At 37.9% G+C, this 12,003-nt stretch carries 15 protein-coding genes and 1 tRNA gene; 5 read left to right on the top strand and 11 right to left on the bottom strand.

The genetic code is table 11. The features are described from left to right. Window positions 1-108 precede the first annotated feature (108 nt). The 4 genes from EVJ47_08625 to namA all read left to right on the top strand — a co-directional run bounded on the left by EVJ47_08625 (window position 109) and on the right by namA (window position 4,361). A complete protein-coding gene (locus EVJ47_08625) occupies window positions 109-1,122 on the top strand; it encodes a hypothetical protein (protein ID RZD13982.1) in 1,014 nt (337 codons plus the stop codon). Then, on the top strand, window positions 1,044-1,985 hold the full coding sequence (locus tag EVJ47_08620; GenBank protein ID RZD13981.1) for a hypothetical protein: 942 nt from the start codon (window positions 1,044-1,046) through the stop codon (window positions 1,983-1,985). The genes EVJ47_08625 and EVJ47_08620 overlap by 79 nt, the downstream gene beginning before the upstream one ends. Before the next feature lie 354 nt (window positions 1,986-2,339). Beyond that, window positions 2,340-3,215, top strand: coding sequence for a sulfite exporter TauE/SafE family protein (locus EVJ47_08615; GenBank protein ID RZD13980.1), 876 nt, complete (start codon window positions 2,340-2,342; stop codon window positions 3,213-3,215). 78 nt (window positions 3,216-3,293) lie between these two features. Continuing rightward, a complete protein-coding gene (gene namA, locus EVJ47_08610; GenBank protein RZD13979.1) occupies window positions 3,294-4,361 on the top strand; it encodes an NADPH dehydrogenase NamA in 1,068 nt (355 codons plus the stop codon). 68 nt (window positions 4,362-4,429) lie between these two features. Here the strand turns inward: namA and EVJ47_08605 are convergent. Continuing rightward, window positions 4,430-4,516: transfer RNA gene (locus tag EVJ47_08605), tRNA-Leu, on the bottom strand. A 199-nt stretch (window positions 4,517-4,715) separates the two neighbouring features. Between EVJ47_08605 and EVJ47_08600 the strand changes: the two genes are divergently transcribed. Next, entirely contained in the window at window positions 4,716-5,297 is a 582-nt protein-coding gene (locus tag EVJ47_08600; GenBank protein RZD13978.1) for a hypothetical protein, read from the top strand. 89 nt (window positions 5,298-5,386) lie between these two features. On the opposite strand, the gene EVJ47_08595 is transcribed toward EVJ47_08600, so the two are convergent. The 10 genes from EVJ47_08595 to EVJ47_08550 all read right to left on the bottom strand — a co-directional run bounded on the left by EVJ47_08595 (window position 5,387) and on the right by EVJ47_08550 (window position 11,967). Further along, on the bottom strand, window positions 5,387-6,319 hold the full coding sequence (locus tag EVJ47_08595; GenBank protein RZD13977.1) for an L-lactate dehydrogenase: 933 nt from the start codon (window positions 6,317-6,319) through the stop codon (window positions 5,387-5,389). A 422-nt stretch (window positions 6,320-6,741) separates the two neighbouring features. Beyond that, entirely contained in the window at window positions 6,742-6,960 is a 219-nt protein-coding gene (locus EVJ47_08590; protein RZD13976.1) for a hypothetical protein, read from the bottom strand. A 121-nt stretch (window positions 6,961-7,081) separates the two neighbouring features. Next, window positions 7,082-7,600: a rhodanese-like domain-containing protein gene (locus EVJ47_08585; protein RZD13975.1), complete on the bottom strand. Its 519-nt coding sequence runs from the start codon at window positions 7,598-7,600 to the stop codon at window positions 7,082-7,084. A 301-nt stretch (window positions 7,601-7,901) separates the two neighbouring features. Then, entirely contained in the window at window positions 7,902-8,174 is a 273-nt protein-coding gene (locus tag EVJ47_08580; GenBank protein RZD13974.1) for a hypothetical protein, read from the bottom strand. A 17-nt stretch (window positions 8,175-8,191) separates the two neighbouring features. Then, entirely contained in the window at window positions 8,192-8,497 is a 306-nt protein-coding gene (locus tag EVJ47_08575; protein ID RZD13973.1) for a hypothetical protein, read from the bottom strand. A gap of 43 nt (window positions 8,498-8,540) precedes the next feature. Then, window positions 8,541-8,834, bottom strand: coding sequence for a hypothetical protein (locus EVJ47_08570; protein RZD13972.1), 294 nt, complete (start codon window positions 8,832-8,834; stop codon window positions 8,541-8,543). 35 nt (window positions 8,835-8,869) lie between these two features. Beyond that, window positions 8,870-10,048 (bottom strand): YeeE/YedE family protein, encoded by a 1,179-nt coding sequence (locus EVJ47_08565; protein RZD13971.1) that lies wholly within the window; start codon window positions 10,046-10,048, stop codon window positions 8,870-8,872. Window positions 10,049-10,109: 61 nt separating this feature from the next. Then, the gene (locus EVJ47_08560; protein ID RZD13970.1) at window positions 10,110-10,370 is read right to left on the bottom strand and encodes a sulfurtransferase TusA family protein; all 261 of its coding nucleotides are present in this window, start codon (window positions 10,368-10,370) and stop codon (window positions 10,110-10,112) included. Window positions 10,371-10,404: 34 nt separating this feature from the next. Continuing rightward, window positions 10,405-11,373, bottom strand: a complete 969-nt coding sequence (locus EVJ47_08555; protein ID RZD13969.1) for a hypothetical protein — start codon at window positions 11,371-11,373, stop codon at window positions 10,405-10,407. Window positions 11,374-11,379: 6 nt separating this feature from the next. Further along, window positions 11,380-11,967 carry a TetR/AcrR family transcriptional regulator gene (locus EVJ47_08550; protein RZD13968.1) on the bottom strand — a complete coding sequence of 196 codons (588 nt, stop codon included), beginning with the start codon at window positions 11,965-11,967 and terminating at the stop codon, window positions 11,380-11,382. Window positions 11,968-12,003 lie beyond the last annotated feature (36 nt).

The raw sequence follows: 12,003 nt of genomic DNA, 5'->3' as shown, positions 1-12,003 counted from the left end.
TTTTTTTACCTTTTATCAAAAAAATATCCTTTATAGAAAGCGGAATACCAGTGAGGTAAGGGAAATCTTTATTTTTTTGAATCCATCAGGCAGCCCGTCATAGAGCCTATGACGGAGAAGACCCCGGACGGAAGGCCTATCTGCGTGGAGAACTTCCTGATAGATGTCGCCAAGGCTCTTTCCCTTCCCGGCTTCGGGAAAAACGCCTTCCTCGAAGGAGGGAGCCTTGACGAAAGGGAGGACTATTACCTTAAAATGGCCGCAAATATTGCCTACGACCCCAAGACCTTCCTTGCCAAAAAGGGAAACGGCTTCGTCCATCTTGGACCCGTTCCCAACGCAAATGCGGACGAGATGCAGTCCGTAAAGGAATACATAAAAAAATATCCTAAGGCGCTCCATTCTTTCGAATGGACAAAGGTTGCCTATGTGATATCGAGGGGAGGAAGGTTCGAGAACTACGACACAGGATACCTCCCGTGGGGAAAGCCGAAATGGGTAACACACCTCTGGGGACCCAAAACCCCCGTCAATTTGTATAACGAAGACGTTGCAACTACTCATAACGCTATAACGGGGGAAAGGTTTAACGGAACCACCGTTTTACTTCCCCATAGAAATATGAAGGGTGAATTATTGGGTAAATTATACCCTAAGAAAGAATATCCGTTAATGGCTTCCACCCACAGGCAGCCGATACATTCAAAATCAAGGACCATGGCAGACCCGTGGCTTCAGGAGCTTTTACCCGACGCCTTCTGGGAATTAAACGAAATAGACGCCAGGAAATTAGGCCTATCCGACGGGGATACTATAAAGGTAATATCCCCCACTTACGAAAAGGGGATTACCCACCGCGTAAGGATTTTGCCGTCTATAAGACCAGGCGTAATCACCGCGCCCACCGCATTCGGAAGGTGGCTTTACGGCTCGGGAGAGTGGTATATAAACGGAAAGAAATATACGGGAGACCCCGCAAGGAATCAGGGCGTCCATCCGAACGCGCTATTCCTGCTCGATAACTCCATTGCGGCTAAAGACGGATGGACGACCGTCTTAACCGACCCCGTGGGCGGCTCTATGGTTTACTACTATGCGCCGGTCAGGGTGGAAAAAGCGTAAAGGCCTTAAAGACTCTTGATTACCGCTTTCGCAGATATTCCGGCCTGCGTCTGTCAAAGCATGTCTTTGATGCGTGCTGGAGATGGCGAAGCGGTAATCCATACTTTGAAATAAGGAGGTATTTATATATGGGAAAAGAGCTTATCCGTTTCGATGATTTTGCAAAACTTTCACGATACAGAAGTATGATTTATAACCTTTTTTCCAGAGTTTTTGCAAGAAAGGTCGATAGAGAATTTTTAGAAAGCCTTATGTCCCGGGAGATTATTGATATCATAAGCGGCGTCTGCGAAAACGAAGAGTCTTCAGGGAAATTAACAAAGACGATAAGGAATATTCTTTCTAATAGCGATAAATTCTTTGAAGTTGAAAGGGAATTTGAAGGGCTTTTTGTGGTTCCCGTAAATGACAGATTTATTCCTCCGTATATCAGTTATTATTTAGGCAACAAATCGGAGAGGATTAATCTTGAGGACGTGAAAGGTGTGGACGAGGGCGGTGTTGCACTCGTAAACAAGCTTGAACTTTTGTATAAAAAGTTAAATTTTACATTAAGGGATGCAAGCGAGGTATCATTAAAACGGGCTGACCATATTTCTTATATTTTAGGTTTTATGGCCGCTTTAGTCGGTCTCGAGGAAAGGCATCAGCCGGGGCAGGTTAAAAAACAGCTTCCTTTTAAAGAGGTTATAAGCAATGAATTTTCCTTTTTTAACGAATTTATTAAAAACTGGATAAACTTATTTGCGGACGAGGTGGCGGAAAGGGCTAATTCCCCATTTTATGTTGAAATGGCGAGGCTTATGCAAAGTTTTGCGAGTTCGGAGCAAAGTGATTTAGAGACGCTATTGTTGCAAAATTGAAACAAAATCTTAAACGCATTTATTGCCCCGCCTTCAAAAAGCGGGGCATTTTCATTTTGGGTTTTTGCCTATCGTTGCTTTTTATAATTAAATTGTAATATAATATCGCAATGCTTCGTATAAATTGAGCAGGAGGTTAATTAAATATGGATTGCGGATGAATATTTTACACAAGAAACCAGGATGGTTTTTTCTTGTCCCCCTTTTTGTTATTACCTGTCAACTATTTACCTGCCCGGGCTATCTTACTTCCTATATTATTTCCTGTTAATACCTGCGTTAAAAGTTTCGTTTTTCTCCAAATAAATTTTATTTCTTATATAAAAATAAAAATTTACAAATGGAGGAATACCTATGCATAGCCTAATTTATTATTTAATCGCATTTTTATGGGCTATATTTACCGGATTTATCTTTTCATCGATTGGAGCCGCAGGTGGAATACTTGCAAGTTTTGGGTTTATAACCGTTTTGCATATCCCGGTTGCAAATTCGGTAAAGGTAATGAGCCAAATTTTAATTATTATCTCGCCGTTAATCGCGCTTCCCGTTTACTTGCGGCAGGACAGGACTAAAAAAATAAAAAGTATTTTATTTTATCTCGGCTTTATCATAGCCTTCGGTGCCATAATCGGAGCTCTTTTCGGGTCGTGGTTCTCTAAGGAATATCTTTCTGAACTTAAATCCTTTAAGTACCTGTTCGGCTACCTGACATTTCTGGTGGCGGGCTTGATGATTTACAATATTTTGAAACAAGGAAAAAAAATAAAACAGAAGGATACCCCCGTTGAAGATTTAAATAAATTGCCGTCAATCGGCAGGGTTTCTTTTAAGAGAATCGACTTTGAATGTCTATCTAAAAACTACTCGGTCAGCCCGCCATTTTTGTTTTTTGCCGGGTTTATAATAGCGGTAATATCTTCCATATTCGGCGTAGGCGGCGGTTTTTTGATTGTTCCGTTTTTAACCGATATAAACGGACTGCCTGTTTTTTTAGCCGCCGGCATAAGCATATTAGTGGTTTTAATTTCGTCTATAACCAGCGTATCAAATTATATCAGAATGGGGGTTCATATTATAATCCCAGTTCTTTTAGTGACAGTTGCAGGGGTTATATTGGGTTCGGCATTAGGCCCGAAAATTTCTCAGCGTTTAAACGAAAAATGGTTAAAATATACCTTAATAGTTTTACTATTTTTTATCGGCGTGTTTTATGTATTCAAGCCGTAGCAAAAGAATAATTAATAAAAATTGTGGTATAATAATTTTAATCCGGAAAAATAATTGTAAATTGGAGGCATATTAATTATGAAAATGCTTTTTGAGCCTATCGTAATAGGCGGGATTAAGATGAAAAATCGAATAATGATGGCGCCGATGTGCATGTATTCCGCAGAAGAAGGGGTTGTCGGAGATTTTCATATGGCTCATCTTGGCGCCCGCGCCGTGGGCGGCGTCGGACTTATTATCGTAGAAGCAACCGGCGTAAGTCCCGAAGGCAGAATTAGCCCGTATGACGCAGGTATATGGAATGAAAAACAGGTCGAGGCTTTTAAGCCTGTAATAAATTTTTGCAAGTTATGCGGGTCGGTAATGGGGATTCAGCTGGCGCATGCGGGGAGAAAGGCTTCGACAAACGCCCCTTGGCTGGGAGAAAGGCCGTTAAAACAGGAAGAAGGGGCGTGGCAGGTTCTTGCGCCAAGCGCAATTCCGTTTGATACAGGTTATCCCGTTCCAAAAGAAATGAATGAGGATGATATTAAAAAGGTCGTAAAAGATTTTGCAAACGGCGCAAAAAATGCCGATAAGGCGGGGTTTGATGTCATAGAAATACATGCGGCGCACGGGTATCTAATAAACGAGTTTTTATCCCCCGTTTCAAATAAAAGAAAGGATAAATACGGCGGAAGCCTTGAAAACAGGGCAAGGCTGCTATTGGAGATAATAGAAGCTATAAAAAGCGGAAACTGGCCAAAAAACAAACCTATTTTTGTGAGGATTTCTGCGGTCGATTGGGTAAAAGGCGGTTTTGACATAGAATCAGCGGTAATATTAGCTAAAATGTTAAAAGAGAGCGGAATATCCCTTATAGACTGTTCTTCGGGCGGAATTTCGCCAACCGCAAAAATGAATATATATTTTGGCTATCAACTTGGTTTTGCAAAAGAGATTAGGGAAAAGGCGGGGATTGCGGTTTCGGGTGTGGGGCTTATTACAAAGCCGGAATTTGCCGATTTTATAATAAGTTCGGAAACTGCCGATATGGTCGAGATGGGCAGGGAGTTGTTAAGAGACCCTTACTGGCCTTTACACGCCGCTTATAAGCTCGGCGTTAATATAGAATGGCCCAAGCAGTATTTGAGGGCAAAATTATAGTATTTTTAGTTAATTTTGGGTTTAAGGAAGCAGTTGCATTATATGTCGAAAATAAAGGGGTTGTAAGTTGGTGCCGAAGGGGGGAATCGAACCCCCATGGGATTGCTCCCGCCGGATTTTGAGTCCGGTGCGTCTACCAGTTCCACCACTTCGGCATAATATATCGTTAAAATAGGCTTGTTATTTAGAATGGGATATTGTAAAATTTTACATTAGAATTTATTAAAATTCAAGAAAAAAACATAAGAAAAAACCTCGAAGCGCAAAAATTTATATTTAGCAATAGGAAAATTATTCCGATAAATATAAAAAACGGGATTTAAATAATAACTAAATTTAATGAGGACAAATGATATGACCGAACTTAGCGAGTCCGATTTGCATAAACTTTTCAAAGACGATAGGAATATTCCTTTTAATAAAAATACAAATAAAAAAGAACGGGATGCGTTAAGCCTATTTATAATCATATTGCTTATCACTCTTATCGTTATCACATGGCTTTCGGTGTATTTTTATTATCTGTCATATGTAAATTCATCAAAAAAATATAATGGCATTTTAAGCAGATTAAGTTTAAATTTAAAAGGGGATACATTAAGATATAACAAAGTTAAGACTAACCTTATTTTTTTTAAACAGGTAAATAAAAATCAGGTAAATATTTCAAATTTATTGTATCTTTTGTCAATACATAGATTTGGTTTAACTTATGTTCAATCCATTACGGTTCGCGATGGACATATTTATATCGGGATGATGTCCTCTGGCAGAAGATTTCTTAAGGGTTTGCGTCTTATGAGGGATTATGCCGTATATTTAAACATTTACAGTTTGCAGATGCATACGGGCAGTTTTAAAATAACATCGTTAATTGAAACTAAAACGAAAAGCAATAAAGGCGTATTAGGTGTGCTTACAAGCGGCAGGTATTAAACATATCCATTATTAGAAAATATCTTTCCGGCTTAACGATATATATATCGGGTATTTGGCTTGCTTTTGAAATCCGTCAGTGCCGGCGGTTAGTCTATAAATCCGCCGTCTCGTAGGTCTTTTATCGCATTTTGAATTACGGATGCGGATTTCTTTAACCCCTCTATTTCTTTTTCATTTAACGGCGGCTTTATTACTTTTTCTATACCGTCTTTCGAAAGAATAGCTGGAATGCCGGTATATATTCCGTCAATCCCGTAGTAATCTTCAAGATAAACGGAAAGCGGCATTATCTGCCTTCTGTCTTTTACCATAGATTCGATAATTTCGGCCATTACGACGGCAGGGGCAAATATTGTTCCGCCTTTAAGGGCGATGACTTCGGCGGCGCAGGTTCTTGAATGTTCGGCTATCTCTTCAAGCTTTTCTTTATTATAACCTGGAATTGCGCTCAAAGGTACGCTGTTAATGCTTGCAAGAGAAAATACCGGCGTCATACTATCTCCGTGTTCCCCCAGAAACATTATATCGACATCTTTGGGATTTAAATCGAAATATGAGCCTATGGCGGAACGAAGCCTTGTCGTATCAAGCATTGTCCCCATGCCAAATACCCTTTTTCTTTCGAAACCGGAAACTTTATAAGTAACATAGGTCATTATATCAACGGGATTAGAAACAACGAATAGAATAGCGGTTTTATTGTATTTGGTTATGTTGGCGACAATATCTTTCAATATATGAACATTTTTTTTATTTAAATCAAGCCTCGATTCGCCGGGTTTTCTGGGAATCCCCGCTGTTATAACGATGATATCGGCATCCTTGACCGAATCGTAATCCGCAGTTTTAACCCTTGTGTATCCTGTAAGCGATATTCCATGGGAAATGTCAAGCATTTCGCCTCTCGATAAATTGTGGTTAATATCGATTAAGGTAACCTCTCTCACAATATCTTTAAGAGTTAGAGTGTAAGCCAGAGTTGCTCCCAACCTGCCTGCTCCAATTATGCTAACTTTCATTAAAAATTGCCTCCTGAATAAGGGACTGTAACTGTAAATGTTAATGTTGTTTTAATTTTATTTAATTTGAAAAAAATAAATTATATAATATAACCGCCTAAAAAATCAATAAATAATTATAACTCAAAATTGCCGATAGAAATTTATTTTTCTGGATTCCCGCTTTCGCGGGAATGACTTTGAGGGATTTTAAAAGTTCACCCGTTGGGTGTCATTCCTGCGAAAGCGGGAATCCAGTGTTCTTAATGCATTGCAATATGTTTAACAATCTCTATCGGCAATTTTTGGTATAATTTATATTAAGCCGTTAGTTATAATGAGTAAGTTCTTTAAAAAACAAAAAGCTCCGATAAATAATTTTATCGGAGCTTTTCAACTTTAATTAGAGCCGTGGGGCAGGTTTAAATAAAGATTATAAATGATTATAAGCAACCGGCGCCCATTTTATTTAATTTCTTTTTTGACTTATTTTCGTCATTTTTAGTCTTTGAATTTTTTTTAGCCGTTATCTTACCGCTGCCCGTCAAATGACTGCCTTGCAAAGCATAACTGTTATTTATGCCCGAAACCATGCTAAAACTGACCATGAATATAAAAGCTGCGGCGGCGGTAAAAACAGTACTGATAATGAATTTTTTCATCGTATTGATCATCTCCTTTTTTAATTGATTTAGAATTAATTTTAATAATAATCGTACTTATATTAACCAATTTTTAACAGTATAACATAAACACATAAGATTGTATATGTCCCTTTCTAAATTAATGAACAAGGGGAAAGTCTCCAAATACTACTTTATTCCGGTGAAGCAAGTCTATTTTGGGATTCCATGAAGACATGCCGAATCTTAATATTTTAACATTATAGCCCATTACCTTTAACAGCGATGCAGCCATCGATTCCCACTGCCCGACATAGCAGATGCTGATAATTGTATGGTGTTTTGGAAGCATCTCTAAATACTTTGGAGTAAAAAGCACCTGCAGGGGAATATTATGGGCGCCGGCAATATGACCCATTTTCACAAATGCGGCATGCTCTCTTACATCTAAAAGAAAATAGTGTTTCGGGTTGTGTTCTACGACATACTCTTTGTAAAGCACCGGCGCCATAATTTGGGGGACGCCCACCACTCCGACGGCGTTCGGTTTTGGACCGACATTATGAGGGTTCAGCGCTTCATAAGCCTTTTGCGCCAACACTTGATTAAAATTTCCGGCATAAGAAACGGCCGCTGACGAAAGTAAGAAAATCACGCTTAAGATAATAATCTTTTTCATAATCTTAACTCCTTTTTAGTAGTATTGCATTAAATTTATTATAATATATATATTAACTATATATTATAATGATAATCTTTTAAACTACCAACAAAATACCTTGTCATATTTAAATACATCCTTTAAGAAGCCGTTATAGTCGATGCCGTCTTCGTAAAGCCTAATAACGCTTGTATCATAAGACTTGGAATGGATATCGATAATTTCGGTTTCCGTTTTTGACGGCTCTCTTTTTAATACATGAAGTATTTTCATATTTAGCTCTCCCTGCCATTTACATTCATTTATTGTTTAGAATAATTTAATAAGGTATAACCACATCGAATTCAAGCATTTTATTTGCCAATTCTTCATTTGTCAAATATTCGAAAGGGTTGTCCCTGCAATTTGTAAAAACGGGAAGTTCAAGCATGTTTTGAACCATATCGAGATGCTTGGCTATAACTTTATTATCCTCGAGCTTTTTATCAAGAACATATACTTCGACCTTATCATCGAGAAGCGTAAGCCCCCCCGACATTCTAAGCGCTTCAGCCTGTCTGTCGCGGGTAAAAACCGCAATTTTTTTAGTCATTTTTTTTACCTCCTACATTAAAAAACCAAAAGCCTGTCTTCGTTTGTTAATGCGTTTATTATGCTTGCGTTTTCGTATTGAGAAGCGTACAGGAAACCTTCAACCTTTTCATGTATGCTTCTAATGCTGCACGAATATTCGCAAAGCGAGACATCCGAACCGGCTTCTTTTAATTTACCGACAAAATTTTTATCGTTTAATAAATTTACTCCATCATCCATTATAAAGCATTTTATTTCATAACCCAAATGTTTAGCGCTGCCTATAATATTTTCGACATGACCCTTATATTTATCTGTTGTTATTAAAATTGCAAGTTTCATTTAAAAATCCTCGAATGTTATATATATTATTTGTAAGGGAATTTTAATAATGTGGAGACACGCCGCTTTCCGTATCCTTAACCTCTTCCTGCCCGGATTTCAGGACATATTCTCTTATTAAAAGAAGAATAGCGCCTATAATCATGATTATACCCCACAGGATAAAACTCTCTTTTATTCCGGTAACGGCTTCATCGGATAATTTTCCTATGACCTTACCTTTATTTAAAGAAGATAAGAAAAATGATGCGTATATAGTAAATAATCCATATAAAGCTAAAAATGTTATTCCGCACCAGTTATGATTTTTTCTTTTTTTCATGTTAGCTGCAGCCATTTAAATCCTCCTTAGTACTAATATTTAATGTTTTATTACCATATCGCCTGTTGAAACTTAAGGGCAAGATACATTCCGAGAACCAGCGTCGGTAAAAATAACGCCCCTGCCCATGAAAACATCAAAAACCCTGACCATAGAGTTCCGATATTGCACCCTAACGCTATTCTTGCGCCCACGCCTGTAAGAATGCCGCCAATAAAATTTTGAAGAAACATTATTTTCCTTTTCGGCACTCTCCATTTAAATTCTCCTCCTAAAATAGCTGTGGTCGTAGAACCGGCGAATGTGGTTATAACAAGCAAGGTCATCGGAATAGCTACGGGGACTATTTGAAACCAATTTGACGATATTTTCGGTAAAAATGAGGCTTTATAATGTCCGACCGTGGTATATAAATTTATGAAAGGAGCCAAAATGTATGTGTCGAAACTGCCGTAAGGAGTGGTAACGCCCATGTAGGCCGCTTTATGTACGGTAAAATATGAGACTAAAAAAACTATAATTGCAACGACGGCAAACAATAATCCGCCCAATCTCGGGGAAAAAGCCTCTTTAAATTTTAACATATCCCATGTTATGACAGGCTCTTTATAGTTCTCGCCCCGCTCCTTGCCAATCTTCGTAAATCTTCTTTTGGTAAGATATAACCCTAAACCAAGGAAAAAAATGCCAAAAATTAAAGCTACGACAAAGGGTCCCCATACGGCATTTCCAAACCACTGATGAGGAATATAATCGGAAAGGCCGGGTTTTATAGTAAGCCATGGTATAGTATGCAAAATCCAGTAAAGAAAATTAGTTAATGGAAAAATCAAGAATGCAAAGAATATCGTTCCTACCAGTATTCCAAATAATTGCATCCAATTTTGCGTAAATCCTGAACCCGCCCTGAATATCAAACCGCTCATGCATGCGCCGCAAAGTCCTATGCCAAACCCGAATAAAAGCGCGCCGACCAAATCATACCATCCCGAAGGAAATACGCCTTCAACCGCGGCTTTTATTGGAACGATTCCAAGCGATTCTATAATGCCGAAAGCAAGAATAGAAATTCCAAAAGCCCATAAAATACCTTCCAATATTTTTGTATCTTTTGCCATGAACATGTTGTTTGTGGCAAGCACAAAACACATTCTTCCCCTTTCGAGCGCCGCGCCAAAAATTAATCCTGCAATACCTATTATAGTATATTCGAGAAAATAAGGATTCATAATATAATGCCCCCTTTACTTAAAATAAAATTATTAAATTATTAAATTATAACTGAATTATTTAAGATGTTTTTTTAATTTTGATAGTAAACTCGCCCGGACCTGTTTTTGTTACGCAGTAAGGATAGTTTAATTTATTGAGCATGGATGGAAACGAGTTTTCAACCGCCGCCGCATGGTCGGTGTAAACCTCCAGCACCTGCCCCACTTTCATTTTGTTGAGCTTTTTATGAGCCATAGCTTCAGGAATAGGACATGTTTCGCCCAACACATCTAATGTTTCATCCGGTTTTACATTTTCTAAATTTTTTTCTTCAGCCATTTCAAGCCTCCTTTTATAATTTTATATATTAAAATTAAAAACTTTCCTGCCAAATTGGTCCTTTATACGGGAAAAACTCTATTCCCTTTGTTGCGCCTGCAATTTTAGTTACCGTACCGTCTCCCCAGTTTGCCGTCCAGACATTGCCTTTATTGTCTATTGCGATGAAGTTAGGGTTCATCCCTGTTGCGTAAGTATTTAGAATCTTTCCCGCATGGCTCAACTTGACGACATTATTGGAATATATGCAGGATATGAACATATTTCCCGAAGTGCTTAACGCAATTCCGTACGGTGCGCCTTTCACATGAAATGTCTTTAAAATTTTCCCTGTTTTATCGAATTTCAATACACTGTCGCTTAACCCGTTTGTAACATAAATATTACCCGCGGGACCTATAGCAATACCCTCCGGCTTTCTTTGAGCTTTGAATATTTTTTCTATCTTTCCGCTTTTATTTAAAACGGTAACGGTTCCTTTATTTAAAAAATTCGTAACATAAATATCGCCGTTCCCGTTTATTGCTATACCGTAAGGGGCAATTCCCGCGTAAAAGACCTTTAATATCTTAAGCGACGGGTTTAATTTTGTAACGGTCTTAGAGTGGATTGATGCAACATAAATATTCCCATCCGGACCTATCGCGATTCCGGCAGGAATCATTCCAACCTTAACCTTCTTAATGATTTTTCCGGTTCTGCCGAGCTTTACTACATATCCAATGCCCGTCGTAACATAAATGCGCCCGTTTTTATTTATTACAACCCCGGATGGAGCAAAATCTGCTTTCATATTCTTAATTATCTTTCCTTTTTCGTTAAGTTTAATAACATTTAAAAATCCGCCGATGGCAACATAAATATTATCTTTCTTTCCCACGGCAAGCCCGTAAGGCGACCTTCCGACTTTAAAATTTAACGCATTCGCGTTATGAATATATCCGATATTAATCAGAAAGATAATTAACAAGGGGAAAACTAAGAAATATTTGCGAAATTTCATTTCAAGTCAAGCCTGTTTTTTAAATATAGATTTAACGATGCCGTTTAATAAAGGTTTGGTGTATAATCTTATGTCATTCTTTAAAATGTTATCCATCCTCAACTGGATTATCCTGATGACAGGTCCCATTATTAAAGCCGATGCAATGACGATATCCATATCCCTGAAGACTCCGCTTTCGATCTTTTCTTTGATAAAATTCTTTATAAATTCAAAAGGTTTTGAAGAGCATATCGGCGGGGCGTCAGGCAAAAATTCTTTGTGCTTAACATAAAGGATGAATTCCATTAGATGCGGTTCTTTTTCCGACATATCGAACAAGTTATATATAATTGATCTTAACGCTTCTTTGTCATTCGGAGCTTTTTTGATACCCAACCTGATTTTATTTAGAATAATTTCTGTAGTCTTATCGTATAAAAATTGTCCTATCTGTTCTTTGGAAGAAAAATAGTAATATATTGCTCCTATGCTTATGCCGACGCCTTTCGATATATTTCTAATGCTTACATTTGCATAACCAGCCCTTGCAAATTCTCTTATGCAAAATTCAAATATCTTCTTTTTTGCTATATTTTCCTTTATTGAACTCATTTCTATTTTTTAAAATGAACGCTCGTTTTATTTTAT

The organism is Candidatus Acidulodesulfobacterium ferriphilum (genome assembly GCA_004195035.1).
GTDB classification, from domain to species: Bacteria; SZUA-79; SZUA-79; order Acidulodesulfobacterales; family Acidulodesulfobacteraceae; genus Acidulodesulfobacterium; species Acidulodesulfobacterium ferriphilum.
The sequence above is the reverse complement of the archived record's forward strand: the minus strand, read 5'-3'. Positions and strand labels throughout refer to the sequence as shown.